The organism is Catellatospora sp. TT07R-123, from assembly GCF_018327705.1.
Lineage (GTDB): Bacteria > Actinomycetota > Actinomycetes > Mycobacteriales > Micromonosporaceae > Catellatospora.
This window is the reverse complement of the sequence record NZ_BNEM01000001.1, coordinates 2,611,668-2,633,878: the sequence shown is the minus strand read 5'-3', so window position 1 is coordinate 2,633,878 and position 22,211 is coordinate 2,611,668. Positions and strand designations below refer to the sequence as shown.

The 22,211-nt window shown below is 73.6% G+C and carries 15 protein-coding genes; 12 read left to right on the top strand and 3 right to left on the bottom strand.

Translation table 11 applies throughout. The features are described 5' to 3' along the window. Window positions 1-92: 92 nt before the first annotated feature. From Cs7R123_RS11140 to Cs7R123_RS11125, 4 genes are all read left to right on the top strand, one after another. Window positions 93-9,860, top strand: coding sequence for a toxin glutamine deamidase domain-containing protein (locus tag Cs7R123_RS11140; protein WP_212825793.1), 9,768 nt, complete (start codon window positions 93-95; stop codon window positions 9,858-9,860). A gap of 73 nt (window positions 9,861-9,933) precedes the next feature. Next, window positions 9,934-10,455, top strand: a complete 522-nt coding sequence (locus Cs7R123_RS11135) for a hypothetical protein (RefSeq protein WP_212825791.1) — start codon at window positions 9,934-9,936, stop codon at window positions 10,453-10,455. 9 nt (window positions 10,456-10,464) lie between these two features. After that, the gene (locus Cs7R123_RS11130) at window positions 10,465-11,094 is read left to right on the top strand and encodes a hypothetical protein (RefSeq protein ID WP_212825790.1); all 630 of its coding nucleotides are present in this window, start codon (window positions 10,465-10,467) and stop codon (window positions 11,092-11,094) included. Further along, window positions 11,084-12,352, top strand: coding sequence for an SUKH-3 domain-containing protein (locus Cs7R123_RS11125; RefSeq protein WP_212825788.1), 1,269 nt, complete (start codon window positions 11,084-11,086; stop codon window positions 12,350-12,352). Before Cs7R123_RS11130 ends, Cs7R123_RS11125 begins: the two co-directional genes overlap by 11 nt. Here the strand turns inward: Cs7R123_RS11125 and Cs7R123_RS11120 are convergent, their stop codons facing one another. After that, window positions 12,353-13,624: an SUKH-3 domain-containing protein gene (locus Cs7R123_RS11120; protein WP_212825786.1), complete on the bottom strand. Its 1,272-nt coding sequence runs from the start codon at window positions 13,622-13,624 to the stop codon at window positions 12,353-12,355. A gap of 112 nt (window positions 13,625-13,736) precedes the next feature. Between Cs7R123_RS11120 and Cs7R123_RS11115 the strand changes: the two genes are divergently transcribed. Continuing rightward, complete coding sequence (locus Cs7R123_RS11115; RefSeq protein WP_212825784.1) at window positions 13,737-14,486, top strand: DUF2567 domain-containing protein; 750 nt, start codon at window positions 13,737-13,739, stop codon at window positions 14,484-14,486. An 11-nt stretch (window positions 14,487-14,497) separates the two neighbouring features. On the opposite strand, the gene Cs7R123_RS11110 is transcribed toward Cs7R123_RS11115, so the two are convergent. Beyond that, window positions 14,498-15,181 (bottom strand): LON peptidase substrate-binding domain-containing protein, encoded by a 684-nt coding sequence (locus Cs7R123_RS11110; protein WP_212825782.1) that lies wholly within the window; start codon window positions 15,179-15,181, stop codon window positions 14,498-14,500. A gap of 329 nt (window positions 15,182-15,510) precedes the next feature. On the opposite strand from Cs7R123_RS11110, the gene hisD reads away from it, so the two are divergent. Genes hisD through priA form a run of 6 tightly spaced genes read left to right on the top strand, consistent with a single transcriptional unit; the run spans window position 15,511 to window position 20,284 of the window. Continuing rightward, on the top strand, window positions 15,511-16,866 hold the full coding sequence (gene hisD, locus Cs7R123_RS11105) for a histidinol dehydrogenase (protein ID WP_212825780.1): 1,356 nt from the start codon (window positions 15,511-15,513) through the stop codon (window positions 16,864-16,866). After that, window positions 16,863-17,939, top strand: a complete 1,077-nt coding sequence (locus Cs7R123_RS11100; protein ID WP_212825778.1) for a histidinol-phosphate transaminase — start codon at window positions 16,863-16,865, stop codon at window positions 17,937-17,939. The genes hisD and Cs7R123_RS11100 overlap by 4 nt, the downstream gene beginning before the upstream one ends. Next, the gene (gene hisB / locus Cs7R123_RS11095; protein WP_212825776.1) at window positions 17,936-18,550 is read left to right on the top strand and encodes an imidazoleglycerol-phosphate dehydratase HisB; all 615 of its coding nucleotides are present in this window, start codon (window positions 17,936-17,938) and stop codon (window positions 18,548-18,550) included. Before Cs7R123_RS11100 ends, hisB begins: the two co-directional genes overlap by 4 nt. Beyond that, entirely contained in the window at window positions 18,547-19,176 is a 630-nt protein-coding gene (hisH, locus tag Cs7R123_RS11090; protein ID WP_212825774.1) for an imidazole glycerol phosphate synthase subunit HisH, read from the top strand. Before hisB ends, hisH begins: the two co-directional genes overlap by 4 nt. Window positions 19,177-19,225: 49 nt before the next feature. After that, window positions 19,226-19,558, top strand: coding sequence for a hypothetical protein (locus tag Cs7R123_RS11085; protein WP_212825772.1), 333 nt, complete (start codon window positions 19,226-19,228; stop codon window positions 19,556-19,558). Then, window positions 19,559-20,284, top strand: a complete 726-nt coding sequence (priA, locus tag Cs7R123_RS11080) for a bifunctional 1-(5-phosphoribosyl)-5-((5-phosphoribosylamino)methylideneamino)imidazole-4-carboxamide isomerase/phosphoribosylanthranilate isomerase PriA (RefSeq protein ID WP_212825770.1) — start codon at window positions 19,559-19,561, stop codon at window positions 20,282-20,284. Here the strand turns inward: priA and Cs7R123_RS11075 are convergent. After that, complete coding sequence (locus tag Cs7R123_RS11075; RefSeq protein ID WP_212825768.1) at window positions 20,281-21,189, bottom strand: LysR family transcriptional regulator; 909 nt, start codon at window positions 21,187-21,189, stop codon at window positions 20,281-20,283. The genes priA and Cs7R123_RS11075 overlap by 4 nt on opposite strands. A gap of 72 nt (window positions 21,190-21,261) precedes the next feature. On the opposite strand from Cs7R123_RS11075, the gene Cs7R123_RS11070 reads away from it, so the two are divergent. Beyond that, window positions 21,262-22,182 carry an EamA family transporter gene (locus tag Cs7R123_RS11070; RefSeq protein ID WP_212825766.1) on the top strand — a complete coding sequence of 307 codons (921 nt, stop codon included), beginning with the start codon at window positions 21,262-21,264 and terminating at the stop codon, window positions 22,180-22,182. The last annotated feature ends 29 nt before the right edge of the window (window positions 22,183-22,211 follow it).

Sequence of the window (22,211 nt, the reverse complement as noted above, 5' to 3'; positions counted from 1 at the left end):
GCGCCGCAACGGCTTCGCCCAGGGTTGGCGCGCTCTTGGAGGCATCGAGTAACTTACCCAAGTCGTTGCTCGGCTCTTGGGGAGGGTGCGCGATGTCCTGGTTGCCTTCGCCGATCCCGCATCCGCTGTCCTACTTCGACGCTCCGGGCTGGTGCAAGGAGCTGCTCGACTGGGTCATCGGCATGGACTGGCCCGAGGGTGACGAGCAGGCCACCTGGGACGTCGCCGACGGCTGGTACACGGCCTCCGCCGAGCTCCAGGACCCGCTGCTGGAATCCGAACGCGCCGCGCTCGACGCCGTGATCGCCTTCGGCGGGGCCGAGGGCAAGGTCGCCGCCGCGATCAAGGACGCCTGGCTCCAGATCGGCAGCGGCTCGGACAAGTCGGCCCTCCAGGCGGCGGCGTTCGTCACGCACGCGCTCGGCGAGATGCTGGAGGGCGCGGGCTGCGACATCCAGGGCGCCAAACTGGAGTACTACGTCGAGCTCGGCCTGCTGCTCATCGAGCTGATCGCGATGGCGGTCGCCGCCTTCTTCACCTTCGGCGCCTCGACCGCCGCCGCCGGTCCGATGTGCATGGCGACCCGGTTCGCCATCAAGGAGATCCTCAAGCGGCTGCTGAAGTCGCTGATCGAGCGCGGCATCAAGCGGGCGGTCAAGGACAAGCTCAAGGACCTGGGCAAGGACTTCGGCAAGAAGCTCGGCAAGTGGGCGATCAAGGCGGGCAAGGAGGGCCTGGACGAGGCCAAGGAGGAGCTGCTGACCCAGGGCGGCATCCAGGCGTACCAGAACGCCATCGGCCGCCGCCACGGCGTCGATCTCGTGGACCTGGCCGTCTCCGCGGGAGCGGGGTTCGCCGGGGGCGCGGCCAGCACGCTCGCGGGCGGCCACAACGGGTCCTTCACCAGCAAGATGGCCCACGGCGCGCGGGCCGAGGTGCTGGGCGAGCTCGGCGGCTCCGCGGCCACCGGGCAGCTGCCCGGCCTGGACAACCTGGGCATGTCGGCGGTGTCCGGCGCCCGGGGCAGCGCGACGCACCACGTCACGCACGAGTTCAACGCGATGACGGACACCATCGTGGGCAACCTGGCCGCGATCCACCTCGACGGCGACGCGGGCATCTCCGCCGCGGCCGGGATCACCACGACGGGCGGCTCCCCGCCGAACACCCAGCCGGTCACCGTCACCGGCGACGACGGCGCCCAGTGGCCCAGCGCCCCGGCGGGCGGCACCGACGGCCACCACGGCGGCGGCTCGGCCTCGCTGGCCGGGATCACCCCGCCCGCCGACACCGGCCAGGCCCCGCCCGGCGCCACCGTCACCGCGACCGGCGCGGCCGCGCCCCCGGGCGGTCCCGCCATCGGCCCGGTCGTCGCCGCGCCCACCGGCATCCCGGCCCAGACCGGCCCCGCCTCCGGCCTGGCCGCCGCCCCCGCCACAGCCGCCCCGTCCACCGGCGGCGGCTCCACGGGCGGCGTCTCCACGGGGGTATCGGCCGGAGCCTCGCCCAGCACGGGCGTCTCCGCCGGCACCGGCACCTCGGCCGGGCTCGCGTCCACCACGCCCGGCACCAACACCAGCACCAGTACGTCGGCCAGCACCGGCACCCCGACCGGACCGAGCACGGGCACCACCAGTACGTCGGCCAGCACCGGCACCCCGACGGGACCGAGCACGGGCACCACCAGCCCGACGTCGACCAGCACCTCGACGTCGGGGTCGTCGCCCGCCACGCCGTCCAGTTCCGGCTCCCACGCGAACGGCCCTACGGCGGCCACCGGGCCCGGCGGCACGACAGATGCGGGCGGACACCGGCCCGCGACCGCGCCGCACGTGCGCCCGGCCGCTCCGGACCCGACGAGCGACGGCCAGACGACCGATCCGGCGGCCCCGCCGGCCGTGGTGCCCACCCCGGTCACGGTCGCGGGCGGCAGGCCCGACGGCGGCACCACCGGCACCGGGCCCGACCGCGGCGGGCTGCCCGACACCGAGGCGCGGCGGTGGAGCGACGCGTACCACGGCGGGCTGCGCGCCCAGCGCCGGGCCGTCCTCGCCTCGATGGGCGCGCCCGGCGCGCTCGCGGCGGCGGCCTGGGACGCGCTCAACCGGCACCGCGGTCCCGAGTTCACCACCGGCGGTGTCACCTCCGACGACGTCTCCGCGCTCACCGGCACCGGCACGCCGCCGCCCGTGGACGCCTCGCGGCGCTACCACCAGCGCGGCGGCTACCGGCCGGTGCTCGCCCGCCACCAGCGCGAGCTGGAGGACGCGGTCCCGCGCGGGGCCGACGGGCGGCCGCGCCGGTTCCCGTCGCTGTCGTCGGGCTGGCTGGGGCTGGCCAACGACGGCGGCCCGCAGGCCGACCCGAGCCGGGGCGTGAACTGCGTCGACGTCGTGCTGTCGGTCGCCGACACCTGGCTGCACGGGCGGCCCCGGTGCGCGGCGCCGCGTACGCTCGACGGGTTCTCGGCCGGGCGGCCGGTGCCCTCCGGCGGCGAACCCGGCGGGCCCCGCCGGATCGAGGACTTCTTCGGCGGCCGCCTCCAGCAGCTGTGCCCGAACACCCGGGGCATGGAGCCTGACCGGGCCGCCGACGCCGTCACCGACGCGTACGCGCGGCTGGAGCAGCAGCTGCTCGCGGCCGGACCCGGCGCGATGGCCGTGATCATCCACCAGGGTGCCGACGGGACCTCGCACACCTGGCCGGTCTTCAACGACGGCGGCGTCGTCATGTACGCCGATCCGCAGCAGCCGCCGGGCGAGCCCAGCACCACACCTCCGTTCACCGACGGCATCCGCCGGATGGACGCGCTGGTCGTGGCCCCGGACGGCACCCCGTCGACCATCGCCGACGCCCCGGCGGGCGCCTGGTCGCAGTACCGGCCCAGGCCGGGCGCGGCTTCGACCGGTACCCCCGACGCGTCCGCGGCCGCCGCGACGCCCGGCGCCGGCCCGCTCGCCCCTGCCACCGCGGACCCGGCGGCGGCCGGTCCCGCGACCGTCCCGGCCGCCGATCGGCCGACAGCCGCACCGGACCCGGACGGCGCCGCAGGCGACCGGGCCACAGGCGACGCGGTGCCCGACCCGGCCGGGACCGGCCGGGGTCCGGCCGAGCCGTCCGCCGACGTGATGCTGCGCAACCTCACCGACGCCGAGCTGGCCCGGCTGGGGGTGGGCGCGGCGACGCTGGCCGACCTCGGCTACCCGGACCCGGCGGAGCTGTCGCCGGCGCAGCGGGCCACGCTGGAGGCGATGCTGCCGCAGGTGGCGGTGGTGTCCACCCAGGACGTGCGGTTCACTCAGCGGTCGGTGAGCCCCCACAGCGGCAGCATGTCGCTGGCGGAGTTCGCCCGGCAGCTGGGCGAGACCGGCTGGCGCGGCGGTCCGGCCCACGTCGTCGCCTGGGGCGACGGCAGTCTGACCAGCCTGGACAATCGGCGGATGCGGGCCGCGCGGCTCGGCGGCCTGGACGCCGTGCCGGTGTGCGTGCACACCCCCGACGAACCGCTCGCGGCGCTGCCCGAGGGCGAGGACCCGGAGCGCGAGAGGTACCGCGCGCCGCTGACCACCGAGATCCGCAGGCTGCCCGACGGCACCCTGGCGGTGGGCGGCGACCGCGGCGAGGTGCTGTACGCGCGGGGCGCCGTCCCGGCCACGTTCGGCCAGGCGGCGATGTTCCGCGCCGCCGAGCAGCGCAGCCTCCTGCCCGGACGGCTGTTCGGCGCCGACGCCGCCCCGGTCACGATCGGCAGGCCGCCCGGCCCGCTGTCCGTCGACGGCGACGTCACCCCGGACGAGGCGCAGGTCCTGCGCGCGCTGCACGACCAGGCGACGGCCGCCGCCGACTCGATCATGGGTGACCTGTCCGGACTGGCCGACGCGGTCAGCGACCAGCTCGGCCTGGCCGACGGCGACCGGGTGCGGCTGCGCGGCACGGCTGAGCGGGTCAAGTCGCTCGCCTCGCTCACCCGCAAGTTCCTCGTCGAGGGCGGCGCGGTCGGCATCGACGCCTTCGCCGACGGCGTCAACGACGCCGTCCGGTTCTCCGTGCAGCTGCCGGGCGGTGCCGCGTACCGCCAGGCCTTCGACCGGCTGCGGGCGGGGCTGGAACGCGACGGGTACCAGCTGACGGGGCTGAAGAACTTCTTCCGGCCCGGCAACCGGTTCCAGGGCCTCAACGCCACCTTCACCAGCCCGGACGGCCAGCTCTTCGAGGTGCAGGTCCCGACCGCGGACTCGTTCCGCGCCTGGGAGCTGACGCACCACGCGTACGAGGTCATGCGCCAGGCGAGCGAGGACGACAACGAGCAGGCGCGGCCGGACGGCGCCGGGCCGGAGGTCGACGACCTCGGTCGCGGCGAGCTGCCGCCCCGCCGGGTGCACGCCTTCCTGTCCATGCTCGCCGTCAACGCGCAGCTGGGGCTCGACCAGGGCGTTCCGCCGGGCGTCGCGGACATTCCGGGGCCGGACGGCCGGCCCGTCGGCGCCGTCGACACCGGATTCGCCAAGTGGATCACGAAGAACCGCAGGCTCTGGGCGCGCTACCAGGCGTGGTTGGATGGCCAGGGCGCATCGTTCGACAGCTTCGCCGACGTGCTCGCCGAGTTCGGCCTCGACGCCGAGAACCTGCCGATCGAGCCGGGCACCGCCGTACAACTGGAGCGACTAGATGCTGGACTACTACGCGTTCTACGCGGTGGACAAATCGCAGCCGCCGCCCCGGGGGATCCTGATCTCGGACGGCCTGGACGCGATGATGTGGAACCATCGCCAGAAAGCCTGGGTGTACGACCCGGCGGGAGTGCACTGGCTGCTGGACAACCCGACGTACGCCGACCGGTCGGAGGTGATCACCAGGGCGGCGGCCGAGGAGCTGACCCTGCAGATCACCAACGGGACGGAGCCCCTGCCGGACGAGGAGACCATCCTCTGGATCTTCCAGTGGAAGGGCGCCCCGCCGCAGAGCGACGACTAGCCGAACCCGCCGCCGACGACACCCCGCCCGACCCGGCGGGCACAGCGCCGCGGCACGACCTGATGATGCGGGGCCTGTCGGACGCGGAGCTGGCGCGGCTCGGCGCGGGCCGGGCGACCCTGGCCGACCTGGGCTACGCCGACCCGTCCGAGCTGTCGGACGCCGAGCGTGCGCGGCTGGAGGCGCTGCTGCCCCGGATCGCGGTCGTGCCGACCGCGGACGTGCGGGTCAGCCAGCGGTCGGTGAGCCCGTTCAGCGGTGTGAAGTCGATGGCGGAGTTCGCCCGGGAGATGGGCGAGACCGGCTGGCACGGTGGCCCGGCGCACGTCGTGGTGTGGGGCGACGGGAGCCTGTCCAGCCTGGACAACCGGCGGTTGCGGGCGGCCCGGCTCGGCGGCCTGGACCGGGTGCCGGTGTGCCTGCACACCCCGGACGAGCCGCTCGGCGGGGAGAAGGGCGACACGCTCGCGGTCGACCTGCGCCGCCTGGATGACGGGACCCTGGCCGTCGGCGGCGACCGCGGCGAGATCGCGTACGCCAAGGGCACGGTGCCCCGGACGTACGGCGAGGCGGCCCTGTTCCGCGCCGCCTGGCAGCGCAGCCTGCTGCCCGGCCGCCTGTACGGCGCCGACGCGGTCCACGTCACCATCACCAAGCCGCCCGCGCCCGTCTCGCCCGACGTGCGGCTCACCGAGCAGCAGGCGCGGGTGCTGGCCGCGGTGCACACCGCCGGCCAAACCCGCGCGAAGACCGCGCTCGGCCACCTCAGAGGCATCCTCGCCGACCTCAACGGGCAGCGGGGGCTGGCGCCCGACGCGCCGCAGGCGCTGCGGCTACAGGGCACCCAGCACATGGTCAAGTCGCTGGAGTCCCTGCAGCGGAAGTTCTGGACCGAGGGGCGGCAGCGGGGTGCCGAGGCGTTCGCCGAGGAGGTGAACGACGCGGCCCGGTTCTCGGTGCAGCTGCCCGGCGGTGCGGCTTACCCGACCGCGCTGCGGCAGGTCATCTCGGGTCTCGAAGGCCAGGGTCACCAGCTCGTGCAGCTCAAGAACTTCTTCCGGCCGGGCAACCGCTACCACGGTCTGAACGCGACCTTCCGGGCGCCGGACGGCGGCCTGATGGAGGTGCAGTTCCCGACCGCGGACTCGTATCGCGCCTGGCAGCAGACGCACGAGGCGTACGAGGTCGTGCGGCGCGAGGACGAACTCCATCCGCGCCGGATCCACGCCCTGCTCGGCATGTACGCCGTCAACCGTGGGCTCGGCCTCAACGGCAGCGTGCCGCCCGGCATCGAGCAGCTCATCCGGGAACGCTTCCCGGACGCGCCGACGGTGCAGAACACCAGCCTGCTGCGCTGGATCACCCAGAACAAGCAGACCTGGCCGGGGTACCGGGCCTGGCTGGCCGAGCAGGGCGCTACCTTCGACGGGTTCGGCGCCGTGCTGGACGAGTTCGGACTGCACGGGGCCGACCTGGTGATGGACCCGGATCTCGTACGGGAGATGGAGGGCCGAGATGATCCACTACTTTCAGACCTACGCGTCCGACAGGAACGACGGCCGGCGCCGGGGGCTGTTCATAGTGGGGGAGACCGACCAGGACGCGATGCTCTGGGACTACGACCAGCAGGCGTGGACGTACGACCCGCGGTCGATAGCGGCGTTCCGCTTCAAGCCGGAGAACATGGACCGGTACGACGAGATCAGTCGGCAGGAGGCGGAAGCCGTCTTCCAGACGGTCAGTCACCAGGGCGACGAGTTCCCGGACGAGGAGACCATCCACTGGATCTTCCAGTGGAAGGGGGACATCCCGGAGAGCCCGGACTGGACGGACCAGCATCCGAGCTGACCGACGATGACACGCCGCCGGACCCGATGGGCCGGGCCTTCGAGCCCCGGCCGGACACCGGGCTCAGCGCCGCCGAGCGCGCCATGCTCGACGACGTCCACGAGCGGGCGGTACGCAGCTCCGACGTCATCCTCGACGACCTGACCGACATCGCCGGCGACGTCGAGCGCCGCCTCGGCCTGGCCCCGGGCAGCCTGGAGCCGCGCGACACCGAGTCCAGGGTCAAGAGCCGGGAGTCGCTGGAGCGCAAGTACCTCACCGAGGGCCGGCTGGCCGGACCGGACGCCTTCGCGGCGACGGTCAACGACGCGGTCAGGTTCTCGCTGGTCCTGCCCGGCGGCGCGGACTACCGGCCCGCGCTGGACCGGTTCCTCCAGGGCATGGCGGCGGCCGGCTACCAGCCGGACGGCCCGCCGAAGGACTTCTGGCGGCCCGGCAACCGCTTCTACGGCACCAACGCGACCTTCCGGGCGCCCGACGGCACCCTGTTCGAGGTGCAGCTGCCCACCGAGCTGTCCTACCAGGTCTGGCACGCGACGCACGCCCAGTACGAGGTGCTGCGCGACGACGACGCGGACCCGGAACCGCGGGTCCGGGCGCTGCTGCGCATGATCGAGATCAACCGGTCCACCGGTATGATCGACGCGATTCCGCCGGGCATGGGCGGGCAGTCCAAGGACACCGGCCTGGCCAAGTGGATCTCGGACAACCCGGCGGTCTGGAACGCGTTCGTGGACCGCCTCGCCGCGCAGGGCCGTACCCCCGACGACGTGATCGCCGAATACGACCTCGCGCCGGGCGACTTCCCGGTCACCGACAAGGTCGCCGCCGTGCTGGAGGGGCAGGATGCTGTACTACCAGGCGCTCTATCTCAAGGACGTCGAGGACTTCCCGGACCAGCAGCCGACGGGCCTGCTCATCCAGGGCGAGGGGTTCCGGGAGTCGATGATCTGGGATCACCGGGCGCAGGAGTGGCGCTACGACCCGGAGACGGTGCGCGAGTTCCTGAAGGACTGGCGCAACGACTCCCGGCGCAGGCCGGTCCTGCGGACGGAGGCCGAGCAGGCCGCCCTGACCGTCACCGGGGGGACCCGGCCGCTGCCGAGCGAGCCGGAGATCGCGGCGATCTTCGAGGAGTCGCACCGCAGACGCGCGGCGGGGACCCTGGAGTAGCCGCCGGGGCGGACCCCCGGACCGGACACGGCATCCCGGAGCAGCGCGGACCGGTCGACGGCGACGTGCCGCCGCCGGACCCGGCCGGGCAGCCGCGTCCGGCCCCCGCGGACCCGGCACACCCGCAGTGGTCGTACCGGGCGGGCCTGCAGACCCGGCTCAGCTCGTATGAGCTGCGACGCCGCCAGCAGGAGTCGGATTCGCTGGCGGACCGCTCGGCGTGGCACCTCAACGAGAGCCGGCGCCTGGACGCCTGGGCGCGCCACTACCGCGCCCAGGACCCGTACTCGTCCCAGGGTGCGGAGTGCGAATACTGGGCCGACCAGGCACGCGCCTGGTCGGTGGAGTACGGCAACCGTTCGCGGGCGGCGTACAACGGGACCTACACCGAGCACGAGGTCACCACGGTGCCCGCCGACCAGTGGGCCCACCTGAACACCGACAGCGGCGAGCTGTACGCCGATCCCGCGCCGGTCGACGGCAGGCCGTACCACCAGGTCGGCGGCCTGCGCCCGCCGCTGCGCGCGCACCAGGACGACCTGGCCGCCGCGATGCCGCGCCAGGCTGACGGCAGCCTCGAACCGTTCCCCGACGCGCGCACGGGCACCTGGTTCGGGCTGGCCAACGACGGCGGGCCGGAGTTCGACCCGTCCCGGGGCATCAACTGCCTGGACTGCATGGTCTCGCTGTGGCAGACCTGGCGCGGCAACCCGCGCGTCTCCGCGCCGCGCACCTGGGACCGCTACCGGGGCACCGATGTCACCCAGATCGACCGGGGCGAGGAGTGGGGGCGGGAACGGGCCGCCGCGGTGGCCGGGCGGCAGTGGGAGACCGTGTTCCCGGACATGTCGCGGCAGCTCGCGCCGGACCAGATGCGGCAGTGGTCGGACTGGGGCTTCGCGGCCCTGGTGCACCAGTTGCAGGCGGGCGGGCACGGGGCGGCCGCGTTCCTGGAGACGAGCTGGCAGGGCGGCGGCGGACACGCGTGGCTGGCGGTCAACCAGAACGGGACGATCCTGTTCCTGGATTCGCAGACTCGGCACATCAGTGAGAACGTCCCGATGTACAGCCACACGGGCGATCCGGACCGGCCGCAGAACGTGGTCGAGCTGAAGGCGATCTACCTGGACGCCCAGGGCACGGCCCAGCCGATCGCGGCCCTGTCCCAGACCTCCTGGGGCAGACAGGCCCAGCAGACCACTGCCCAGAACGGCACGGGCGAGAAAGCGGCGGACCTTGATCTGCTTGAGCCGCAGGTGGAGCAGGACCAGTCGGAGCGATCCGATTCCGAGAAGGTGTATGCGCCGGACGATGAGGCTCTGCCGGACCCGGCCGGGCGTATTCCGGACGGGCCCGCCGAGCACACTCCGGGTTCTAAGCAAAAGGACATGGACGACTACGTCGGAATCAGGGCTCTGCCGGACGACATCGAGCGGATCGCGCGCAACCTGGGTGTGCCGGAGGAGGTGGTGGCCCGTGCGCGACGAAATCTGTTCCTTGAGGTACATGATGTGGCGGACGGACCGGGGCCCGACTACTTCTACCGTGACCACTACTTCCGTGCGCACGACTTCATCGTCAATCTCTGGACCTGGTCCTACGAGGGTAAGTTCCCGTCCGCTCTCGAACGCGAGACGGCGCTGGCGATGCTGGCGCATGAATACATCGAGTCTAAGATCATGGAGTTGACCGACCTGCCCTATGCGCCCTCGGACCCGCGATACTGGGGGGTCGACGATGAGGGCACCTGGCAGGCCCGACCGACCCGAGAGTTGTTCGGGGCGCATGATCTCGCTCCGCTCCTGCGCTATGAGCATCCATTCGCGCACTACGCAGCCGCTTCGACGTCCACCCCCCGGACGTGACGATTCCCCTCGATCTGACAGAACTAGACCGTGTTGTCGACATGATTCTGCACCTGATGGGAGTGCCAAGGCGATGAAGGTCAACGAGCAGGCGACCCGAGTGGCGGCACGCCTCGAAGCGGTGGATTGGAAACTGCCCAATTTCCTCCACTCATCGTCGCGGGTGAGGCTGATGCGCGAGTATCTGCGCCGTAGTGCGCTGTGGGCTCGAGAGCTGGCTGTTCTTGACCTATATCCGTTCTTCGACGTGACGGCGCAGTTCGATCCGGTGGCGGCGCAGGACAACGGCTTCGCCGACTCGGTTCTCGACGGGTTGCTCGGCCGAGGGTTGGCACTCCCGCACCGTGATTTCTGTCGGTACATGCTCAATTTCGCGGTCTCCGTCGCTGAATGCCCCGACCTGCCCGATCCCTACGAGCCCTTGCTGCAGGTGTACGAGCGGGGCGGAGGCTTCGACCTGGAGCGAGGCGTGATCCTCATCGATCACACGCTGCGGGTGGCCGTCTGGCCGGCGGACCGCTACCTCACGCCTGAACTCAGCTACGACATCAGTCCGCAGGCGCTCGCCGACATCGACGCCAAGCACAACCAGTGAGGTCGGCGCATGACGAGCCCTGATCTCAAGCTTGCTCAAGCGGCGATGGCTGACGTCGACATGTCGCTGGTGAGCCCGCCGGTTCGGCGGCTGGCGCTGCGGTTGATGGAGATCGACTGGCCGCAGACCTACCTGCGTACCCCGTCACGGATCCGGCTTTTCAACGAGTACCTGCGGCGTAATGCGCTGTGGGCACGCAAGCTGGGGGCTCCTGCAAGCTACTTCTGGGACATCGCTGACCGCGTCGACTCGAAGTCATACATCGACGAGCAGTTTGTCCGGCAGGTATGGCGTGTACTGGACCTGCGCTGGGTGAATGCGCCACATCACCACTCCTGCCGCCATGCGCTGCGGTTCGCATCGCTCAAAGTTGCGCTGCCCGACCTGCCGGACCCCTTCGAGCCGCTCATCCGCTGCTTCGAACGCGGCGGGAACCTCGGCTTGAGCAGCTGCACGATCCAGATCGACAGCCGGGGACTCGCCTACTCGAATCTGGACAGTTTCGCGGACAGGGAGCCGTACGACATCAGCGAAGCCGTCCTCGACGCACTCGATGTACCCCATATGGCCCTGGTGGCCGAACGAAAGGCCGAAGCCGAGCGGGAAGCGGAAGAGGAAAGGGTGAGCCGTGGTCACTGAGCTGGAGGCGCGTCGGCTGGCCGAGCAGCTGGCCCGCGCCGCCGCCGAACCCGGCGACCCGCCGCTGCGGGCCCACGTCGCGGAGTTCCCCGAGTGCTTCATCGTCTGGGCGCTGCCCGACCCCGACGACGACGTCCCGCCCCCGCCCGGCGCGGGCGCCCGCACCGTCATCGACCGGAACACGGCCGCGTTGAGCACATACCCCTCGGTGCCGTTGGAGCATGTCCGCAGCCTGCACCGGGCCCGCCTGGCGGAGCACCCGCCCGCCCCGGTCACCGCCGACCCGCTGGCCCGGCTGCGCCGCGTGGGCGGGCTGGAGTTCCCGGGCCTCGCCGCCGAGCTGACCCCCGCCGACGGCCGCACCCGCCGCGCGACCGGCGCCAAGGGCGACCAGCTGCTGCGCCATCACCCGATGATCGCCGACTGGCTGGCCGACCAGCCCGCCGGTTCGCTGGTGCGGGGCGCGGCCCGGCACGCCGAGCTGATCGTGCTGTCGGACTGGCTGCACGAGCTGGACCAGCGGGCCGCTGCGGACGGGTCGCCGCCGATCGACCTCGCGGCGGTGCGCGGGCTGGCCGCGACGGTCGAGGACGTACGCCTCACGCTGCTGCGCGACCCGGACGACCCGCTGAACGACACTCCGGCGGGCCCGTGCGACACCTGCCTGGCGCTGTGGATCCACGTCGGCCTGGCCCCGGCGTCGGCCGCCCCGGCGCCGCGCGAGCCGGTCACCCCGCTCACCGGCATCCCGGCCGCGCTGGCGGGGCTGCCCGAGGACATCGCGGTGACCCTGGCCGCGGGCGGCTGGGACCGGCCGGTGCGGGTCGACGGCCGCGAGCTGAGCTCGGCGGAGTGGGCGGACCTGTCGGTGCGGGCGCTGGCCGCGCACGGGCACCCGCCGCTGGCCGCGCTACGCGAGGCGATCGTGAAGTTCCCGTACCTGGCGTCGGTGCGGCGCGGGCCGGGGGTGGCGCAGCGGGTGCGGCCGTTCGAGTTCGGCGCGGAGCTGGTGTCGGAGACGGCGGCCGTGTTGGCGCGGTTCGCCGAGGTGGTGCGTGCGCCGCTGGCGCCGATCGGGGCCGAGCACGACGGCGACGGCATCATCGCGATCGACGCGCACGGCCGGGTGTGGGTGCTGGACCAGGCCGGGGAGTGGTACGCCGGGCCGGATCTGGACACCGCGTTCACGGTGCTGCTGCAGGGGCATCCGATGCCGCGGGTGCGCGACGACGGCAACCTGGCCCCGCCGGGGCAGTAGTCACCAGCTCCCGTCGGCGCGCACGCGCGGGGTGGCCGCGCCGGTGTTCAGTGCGTGCAGCGCCGAGGGCAGGTCGGCGCCGAGGAACCACGCTCCGGCGTGGTCGACGGCGTACACGCGGCGCAGTTCGTCGACGGCGAGCAGCGCGTAGTAGCCGCCCTCCTCGGTGCCGATCGGGAACAGCCGCGCCCCGATGCGTTCGGCCAGGTCGCCCAGGGTGTCGGCGGTGTGCTGGTGGACCCAGGCATTCAGCGTGTACGGCTCCAGCCGCTGCTGCGCCCCGGAGGCGCTCTGCAGCACGGCCGTCATCGGCGCGTACGGCAGCAGCACCTCGACCAGGAACGGCAGCGCCGTCAGCCGGTGCCGCGCGCCGGGCACCGCCGCAGTCGCCGCGAACGCCTCGACCAGCAGCGGGACGACTATGCCGTCCCCGCCGGGCGGTCGCTCGCCCGGCGGCGGGGCGAGCAGGTCGCGGGGCGGCTCGCCGGGCAGGCCGAGCCCGGTCAGCACGGTGGCGCAGGTGTGGCAGGAGCGGGCGGGCTCGACCACCGCCGGGTCGGCGGCCTCGCGCAGGCGGCGCAGCTCCAGCCGCGCCCCGGCGAGCAGGTGCTGCGCCCAGGCCGGGTCGGCCTCCTCGCCGGACAGCGAGAACAGCGCTCGGGACGCGGCGACCAGCTCCGGGTGCCGCGCGGCGCCCCGGCTGCGCGCCCCGGGCTCGATCTCGGCCAGGGCGCGCAGGACCGCGGGGTGGTGGTCGTACTCGTCGTCGTCGGTGTGGGCGGCGGCCTCGAACGTCCGGCCGTCGACGGTCAGCGTCGCGACCAGCTGCGGCATCGTGGCCGGCACGCCGAGGCGGGCCAGCTCGGCCGCGGCCGCGGCGGCGCGCTCGCGCAGCACGGCGAGCGGCAGCGGCGCGGGACCGAACGAGGAGAACGGGAACGTCGGCGTCGGCGGCGCCGACCCGTCGTGGAACGCCGGGGCGGGCAGGTCGGGCAGGTCAGGCACGGCCAGGGGCCGGCGCGGGACGTACCGGTCCATCGCGACCTGGGGTGGCAGGCCCGGCACCACGGTCAGCTCGCCGGTGTTGCGGTCGATGATCACGGTATGGCCGCTGCCGGGCTGCTGCCGCGGCGCGTCGGCGGGCGGCTGCGCCCACACGACCCAGCCGCCGGCGAACTCGTGCAGCCGGGGCGGGCACGGGTAGCCCCGGCGCAGCGTCTCGGTGGCCTCCCAGTGCCGCACGATCTCCTGCAGCCGGTCCTGTGAAATCATTGCGGCTCCCGTGAATGTCTCGGTCTGGACAACCTATCGCAGGCGGGCACGAACGCCCTATCCCGCCGGATCTGTCCACGGGCACCGCCGCAGGGGGGACTACGGTATGGGAATGCTTTCCGACGACACGTCCTCGTACGAGGTGCCGCTCCAGGTCGAGCCGCGGCCCCGCCCGCCGGTGGGCGCCGAGGTGGGGTCCGCGGTGGTGGCGGCGCTCGTGGTCGGCGTGCTCGGACTGGCCCTGGGCTGGGCCTGGCACCTGCTCGCGCCGACCCTGCCGCTGAAGGTCGTGCAGGACGGCGCCGTCTACACCTCCAACGAGCCGGAGCAGCTCGCGGCGGCCGACGGCTGGTTCGTGCTGCTCGGGTTCGGGTTCGGGCTGCTGGCGGCGCTGCTGGCCTGGGTGCTGCTGCCGCGGCGCCGCGGGCCGTGGCAGCTCGCCGGAGTGGTGGTCGGCTGCCTGATCGCCGGGTGGGCGGCGTGGTGGCTCGGGCACAGCATCGGGCTGGCGCACTACCAGGACCTGCTGGCCCACGCGCCGGTCGACACCATGATCAATAAGCCGGTGGACCTGCGTGCCGTCAAGCACCTCGACGTCTTCCCGTGGGCGATCGGCGGCAGCCTGCTCGTCCCCGCACTGGGCGCCGTGATCATGTACGCGATGCTGGCGGCCTGGTCGCGCTGGCCGTCGCTGCGCCGCAACGAGGAGCCCACCGAGCTGTACGACGACGAGCCCGACTTCGACCCGCAGCCCGGCTTCCAACAGCAGCCCGGCCTCGACCGCCAGCCCGGCCACGACCCGCAGTCCGGCTTCGACCCGCAGCGCGGCCACGACCAGCAGCCGCCGCGCCAGGAAGCCTGACCGGCCCGCGCTCAGTTCACCGATGGCGCCGGTCCCAGCTGCGCCAGCTGGGCCGGCACCGCGCGCACCTCGCGCAGCAGCGACGTCTCCCGCGCCAGGATCTTCAGCTCCAGCCGCAGCCGCGACGCCGGATCCGGGGAGCTCAGCAGCTGCTGGCGGTCGGCCACGGTCAGCGAGGCGCTGGCCGCCACCAGGTGCGACAGCACCACCGGGTCGTCGGGCAGCTGGTCGTCGGGATTGCCGCGCAGCACGCCCAGGTACTCCCGGAACGAGGCGAGCACGCGGGGGGCCAGCGCGTCGGCGGCCTCGTCCGGCTCCGGCTCCGGCAGCCACTCCACCCCCACCACCGGGTACGGGTGCGGGCTCGGCACGAACCCGGTGATGCGGAACCGCCGCTGCCCCACGGTCACGATGTCGAACTTGCCGTCGGGATGCTCGGTGATCTGCCGCAGCTGCGCCACGCAGCCGACCTCGTGCACGACCACCTCGGAGGTGGCCAGGCCCTCGTTCGGCGGCGGCATCACCTCCAGCCCGCGCTCGATCGCCACCACGCCGAACTCGCGCGGCGTGCCGTCGGGCAGTGCCATCAGGTTGCGCACCAGGGTGCGCCAGCGCTCCTCGAAGATGTGCAGCGGCAGCACCAGGCCCGGAAAGAGCACCGTGCCCAGCGGGAACAGCGGCAGCGTGCCGGTCATTCGCTGAGACTAGCTCTCGCCGTACGGCCTCCGCCTCTGCGGGCGCACCGCGTTTTGCCGCCGCCGCGCCCAGACCGCCGCGCGCCCGGCCCTCGCGCACCGGCTCTCGCGCCCCGGGCTCTCGCGCACCGGCTCTCGCGTCCGACCCTCGCGCCGCCCGCACTTAGCATCGACGTTGGCCTATCCAGAGGACAGATCTTGGAAAATCGTCCTCCAGATAGGCCAGTGTCGATGACGAGACGGGGGTGGTGGTGCCGTGGCCGGGGTCACTGTCCCAGTGCCTGGGCGGGGGCGTCGGGGTGGGTGGGGGCGCCAGTAGACTTTGGGAAGTGTTGACCCGTATCGACCTGCGCGGACGGGATTTCGCCGGTCCCGGCGCCGATCCGCGAGCCCTGCTGCCCCGTGCCCAGCTCGACGTCTCCCAGGCGGTCGAGCAGATCCGCCCGCTGGTGGACGGGATCCGGCTCCATGGTGTCGAGGCGATCCGCGAGGCGACACATCGGTTCGACGGGGTGCGGCCGCGCGCCCTGCGGGTCCCCGCCGAGGTGATCAAGGAAGCCGAGCAGACGCTGGAGCCGCAGGTGCGGGCCGCGCTGCTGGAGGCCATCGCCCGCACCCGCAAGGTGCACGCCGAACAGCGCCGCACCGACCACACCACCCAGGTCGTCCCCGGCGGCACGGTGACCGAGCGCTGGCTCCCGGTCTCCCGAGTCGGGCTATACGTGCCCGGCGGCCTGGCCGTCTACCCGTCCACCGTCGTCATGAACGTCGTCCCGGCCCAGGCCGCGGGCGTGGAGAGCCTGGTCGTGGCCAGCCCGCCGCAGCGCGAGACCGGCCTGCCGGACGCGCGGGTGCTGGCCGCCTGCGCCCTGCTCGGCGTCGACGAGGTGTACGCGGTGGGCGGTGCCCAGGCCGTGGCCATGCTCGCCTACGGCAGCCGGGGCACCGCCGACCCGGCGCGCGAGCTGTCGCCCGACGACGACTGCGCCCCGGTCGACCTGATCACCGGCCCCGGCAACGTGTGGGTGACCGCCGCCAAGCGCCTGGTGCGCGGCGTGGTCGGCATCGACGCCGAGGCCGGGCCGACCGAGATCGCGATCCTGGCCGACGACACGGCCGACCCGGCGCACGTGGCCGCCGACCTGATCAGCCAGGCCGAGCACGACCCGATGGCCGCCAGCGTGCTGGTCACCGACTCGGCGGCGCTCGCCGACGCGGTCGACGCGCAGCTGGCGCTGCGGGTGGCCCGCACCAAGCACAGCGAGCGGGTGACCACGGCCCTGTCCGGCCCGCAGTCGGGCGTGGTGCTGGTCGACTCGGTCGAGGCCGGGCTGAAGGTCGTCGACGCGTACGCGGCCGAGCACCTGGAGATCCAGACCCGCGACGCCCGCGCCGTGGCGATGCGGGTGCGCAACGCCGGCGCGATCTTCGTGGGGGCGTTCGCGCCGGTGTCGCTGGGCGACTACTGCGCCGGCTCCAACCACGTGCTGCCCACGGCGGGCTGCGCCCGGCACTCCTCGGGCCTGTCCGTGCAGTCGTTCCTGCGCGGCATCCACGTGGTGGAGTACGACGAGGCCGCCCTGCGCGAGGTCGCCCACCACGTGGTGGCGCTGGCCGACGCCGAGGACCTGCCCGCGCACGGCGAGGCCGTGACCGCGCGTTTCGAGAGCGAGGGTGCGGCATGACCGAGTGGGTGCAGCAGCTGCTGCGCGAGGACCTGCGCGGCCTGAGCGCGTACGGGGCGCCCCAGCTGGACGTCCCCGTGCGGCTCAACACCAACGAGAACTCGTACCCGCTGCCCGACGAGGTCGTGCGCGCGGTGCAGCGGGCGATCGCGGGCGAGATCGCCGACCTCAACCGCTACCCCGACCGGGACGCGGTGAAGCTGCGTGCCGACCTGGCCGCGTACTGCGGGCACGGGCTGACCGCCGAGCAGCTGTGGGCCGCCAACGGCTCGAACGAGGTGCAGCAGCAGCTGTTCCAGGCGTTCGCCGGGCCGGGCCGCACCGCGCTGGGCTTCGGCCCGGCGTACTCGATGCATCCGCTGCTGGCCAAGGGCACCGCCACCGGCTGGGTCGACGGTGGCCGGGGCGAGCACTTCGAGCTGACGCCCGAGCACGCCGCGGAGCAGGTGCGGCTGCACCGGCCCGCGCTGGTGCTGCTGTGCTCGCCGAACAATCCGACCGGCACCGCGCTGGACTTCGCCGTCATCGAGGCGGTGCTGGCCGAGGCGCCGGGCCTGGTCGTCGTCGACGAGGCGTACGCGGAGTTCCGCCGCCCCGGCACGCCCAGCGCGCTGGAGCTGCTGGACTCCCACGAGCGGCTGGTGGTCACCCGGACCATGAGCAAGGCGTTCGCCTTCGCGGGGGCCCGGGTCGGCTACCTGGCCGCGCACCCGGCGATCGTGGAGGCGGTGCAGGTGGTGCGGCTGCCGTACCACCTGTCGGCGCTGACCCAGGCCGCCGCCCGCGCCGCGCTGGCCCACGCCGAGGTGCTGCTGGGCACGGTCGAGGCGATCAAGGTCCAGCGCGACCGGATCGTGTCGCAGCTGCGCACCGACGGCTGGGACGTGGCCGACTCGGACTCGAACTTCGTCCTGTTCGGACGCTTCGCCGACCAGAAGGCGGCCTGGCGCGCGCTGCTGGACCAGGGTGTCCTGGTCCGCGATGTGGGACTCGACGGCTGGCTGCGGGTCACCGCGGGCACCGCGCAGGAGACTGACGCCTTCTTGGCGGCTATGGAAGGGCTGAAGGCATGAGCAGGACGGGCCGGGTCGAGCGGATCACCAAGGAGACCAAGGTCGCCGTCGAGATCGACCTCGACGGTACGGGCCGTGCCGAGATCAGCACCGGCATCGGCTTCTTCGACCACATGCTCAACCAGATCGCCCGCCACGGCGGCTTCGACCTGACCGTGCGCACCGAGGGCGACCTGGAGATCGACGCGCACCACACCATGGAGGACACCGCGCTGGCGCTGGGCGAGGCGTTCGCGCAGGCCCTGGGCGACAAGGCGGGCATCCGCCGGTACGGCGACGCCGTGGTGCCGATGGACGAGGTCCTGGTGCAGGCCGCGGTCGACCTGTCCGGCCGGCCGTACGTGGTGCACGACGAGCCGATGGACCTCGCGCCCTACATCGGGCCGGTCTACCCGGTCTCGATGACGCGCCACATCCTGGAGTCGTTCGGGCAGACCGCGAAGATCACGCTGCACGTGTCGGTGCTGCGCGCGGCGCGGCCGGGGACCAAGCCCGACGCGCACCACGTGGTCGAGGGCCAGTTCAAGGCCCTGGCCCGCGCCCTGCGCACCGCCGTCGAGATCGACCCGCGCAGCCAGGGCGCCGTGCCGAGCACGAAGGGCGTGCTGTGACCGCGAACGTCGTCGTGCTCGACTACGGGTCGGGCAACCTGCGTTCGGCCCAGCGCGCGCTGGAGGCCGCGGGTGCGACCGTGACGGTCACCCCCGACCTGGGGCTGGCCGAGCGGGCCGATGGCCTGGTCGTGCCGGGCGTCGGGGCGTACGCGGCGTGCATGGCCGGCATCGACCAGGTCCAGGCCGCTCCGGTGATCGCCGAGCGGGTCATGGCGGGGCGCCCGGTGCTGGGCATCTGCGTCGGCGCGCAGATCATGTTCGAGGCGGGCGACGAGCACGGCGTGGTGACCAAGGGCCTGGGCCTGCTGCCCGGCTCGGTGACCCGGCTGGCCGCGCGCCGGGTGCCGCACATGGGCTGGAACCTCGTCGACGCCCCGGCCGGGTCGCGCCTGTTCACCGGGATCGACGCCGACGCGCGCTGCTACTTCGTGCACTCGTACGCCGCGGTGCCCACCGCCGAACTCGACGCCGTCGCCGTGGTCACCACGTCGACCCACGAGCAGGCCACGTTCGTGGCCGCCGCCGAGCGGGGCAGCCTGTCGGTGGCCCAGTTCCATCCGGAGAAGTCCGGTGCCGTGGGCGCCGCCCTGCTGCGCAACTGGGTCGAGGGTCTGGCATCTTGAACGCACGTGCTCGCCGACCGGGCGGGTGGGCTTCGATGCGGGTGATCCGGTGAGCAAGGAACGCAAGCTGCGCCGCGAGGCGCGCGAGCAGGCCGCGCGCCAGGCGCAGGAGACCGAGGCCAGGCGCGCGGCTCGGCGGCAGACCCGGCGCGACCTGTGGCGCCGGGTGTCGTTCTACGAACTGCGCCGCCGCAGCAACGGCAAGCTCTCCGTCGGCCAGACCCGGGCCCAGCGCGCGATCGTGGCCGTGTTCGTGCTGACGGCCCTGTTCGTGATCTGGCAGCTGGTGCCGTCGGTGGAGCTCGCCGTCGTGCTCACCCTGGTGCTGCTGCTGACGCTGCCCGTGTTCGTACTGATCGCATTCGATCGAAGGAGTTCGTAGATGGCACTGGACCTGCTGCCCGCCGTGGACGTCGCCGGGGGCCAGGCGGTGCGCCTGGTGCAGGGTGCCGCCGGCAGCGAGACGTCGTACGGCGACCCGCTGACCGCCGCGCTGGACTTCCAGCGGGCCGGGGCGCAGTGGATCCACCTGGTCGACCTCGACGCCGCGTTCGGCCGGGGCTCCAACGCCGCGCTGCTGGCCGACGTGGTCAGCCGCCTCGACGTGAAGGTGGAGCTGTCCGGTGGCATCCGCGACGACGCATCGCTGGCCGCGGCCCTGGGCACCGGCGCGGCCCGGGTCAACATCGGCACCGCCGCGCTGGAGGACCCGCAGTGGTGCGACCGGGTCGTCGGCGAGTACGGCGACCGCATCGCGATCGGGCTGGACGTGCGCGGCCGTACGCTGTCGGCGCGCGGCTGGACCCGCGACGGCGGCGACCTGTACGAGGTGCTGGCCCGCCTGGACAAGGCCGGGTGCTCCCGCTACGTCGTCACCGACATCCTCAAGGACGGCACGCTCCAGGGCCCGAACCTGGACCTGCTGCGCGACGTCTGCGCCGCCACGCCCGCCCCGGTGATCGCCTCCGGCGGCGTGTCCACCCTGGACGACCTGCGCGCCCTGGCCACCCTGGCCCCGGTCGGGGTCGAGGGCGTCATCACCGGCAAGGCCATCTACGCCGGTGCCTTCACCGTCGAGCAGGCCCTCGCGGCGCTCGCCGAGGCCTAGCCCGGGATGCCCGCCGTGGTGCGGGAGTGCCAGGCGCGGGTGAGGGCGTCGACGACGGCGGCCACGGCGGGGCGCTGCTCGGCGGCGCCCCGCCAGGCCACGCTGACGCGTCGGGTCGGCACCGGGTCCAGCGGCACCACGGCGGTGCCGGGCACGGCCGCGATCCGGGCCAGGCGCGGGATCAGCGCCACGCCCAGCCCGGCCGCGACCAGCGAGAACTGGCTCTCGAACTCGCCGACCAGGAAATCCGGCCGCAGGCCGGGCAGGATCCGCATCAGCCAGTCGTGGCAGATCGTGCCCTCGGGCGAGGCGATCCAGCGTTCGGCGGCAGCCTTCTCCAGCGGCACCGGGCCGGCCGCGGCCAGCGGGTGGCCCACGGGCACGACCAGGTCGGCGGCGTCCTCGCCCAGCGACCGCGCGGCCACGCCCGGCGGCAGCACCAGCCGCACCTCGCGCCAGTCGTCGATCACCGCCAGGTCGACCCGCCCCTGGTCCAGCGCTTGCAGGCCTTCGTAGGGGTTGCACTCGACCAGGTGCGGGCGCAGGCGCGGGTGCTCGGCGGCCAGCAGGGCCAGGGCCGGGGGCAGCAGCCCCCGGCACGCGGTGGCGAAGCTGGCGACGGCGACGGTGCCGGCGACCTCGCCCCGGTAGGCCTCCAGCGCCGCGGCCGCGGCGTCGGCGGCGGCCAGCACGGTGGCGGCATGTTCGGCGAGCAGCCGCCCCGCGCCGCTCAGGCGCAGGCCGCGCCCGTCCTTGTGGCACAGGGTGGTGCCGGCCTCGCGTTCCAGCTTCGCCAGCTGCTGCGAGACGGCCGACGGGGTGCAGTGCAGGGCGGCGGCGGCCGCGTGGACGGTGCCGTGCCGGGCGAGCGCGTCGAGGGCGCGCAGGCGGCCGAAGTCGAACATGCAGCCATGCTAAACGAATCGTGAAGAACTATTCGCTGGTGCTGCACGGTCGGGCCGGGCCAGGATCGGCTCATGCGACCCAGAGACATCCTGCTGGCGGTGGCCGTGGCCGCCGCGTGGGGCTTCAACTTCGTGGCGATCGAGGCCGGGCTCGACCGGATGCCGCCCTTGCTGTTCTGCGCGCTGCGGTTCGGGCTGGCGGCCGTACCGGCGCTGTTCTTCGTCGGCCGCCCGCAGGTCGCCTGGCGCTGGGTGATCGCGGTCGGCCTGATCCTCGGCGTGGTCAAGTTCTCCCTGCTCTTCGCCGGTATGGCCGCAGGCCTGCCGGCCGGGCTGTCCTCGCTGGTCCTCCAGAGCCAGGCGATCTTCACCACCGTGTTCGCGGTGGCGCTGCTGCGCGAGCGCCCCGCCCTGCGTCAGTGGGCGGGCCTGGGCGTCGCCCTGCTCGGTGTGGCCCTGGTCGCCGGACGGCTCGGCACCGACCGCCCGGTCGAAGGGTTCCTGCTGGTGCTGGCCGCCGCCGTGGCCTGGGGCCTGTCCAACATCGTGATGCGCAAGGCCGCGCCGCCCAGCGTGCTGCGGTTCATGGTGTGGGTCTCGGCGGTGGCCACTCTGCCGCTGCTCGGCCTGTCCCTGCTGTTCGAAGGGCCGGACCGGATCGCCCCGGCGCTGCGCGCCCTGGACCTGACCGGGCTGGGCGCCCTGGCCTACATCGCCGGGATCTCGACGCTGGCCGGATTCGCGGGCTGGGGCGCGCTCATCAGCCGGTACGGCGCCGCCACCGTCGCCCCGTTCTCGATGCTGGTGCCGTTCTTCGGGATGAGCTCGGCGGCGCTGTGGCTGGGCGAGCCGCTGCACGCCACCGACCTGGTCGCGGGCGTGCTGGTCGTGGGCGGGGTGCTGCTGGGCGCCGCCCGCCGGTCCCACCAGCCGGTCCCGCGGCCGGGCGCGGTCGGCCCGCCCGCGGCCTGCCAGGTAGCGTCGACGGCATGATCGAGCTCGGCGGCCGGGGCGGGGCACGG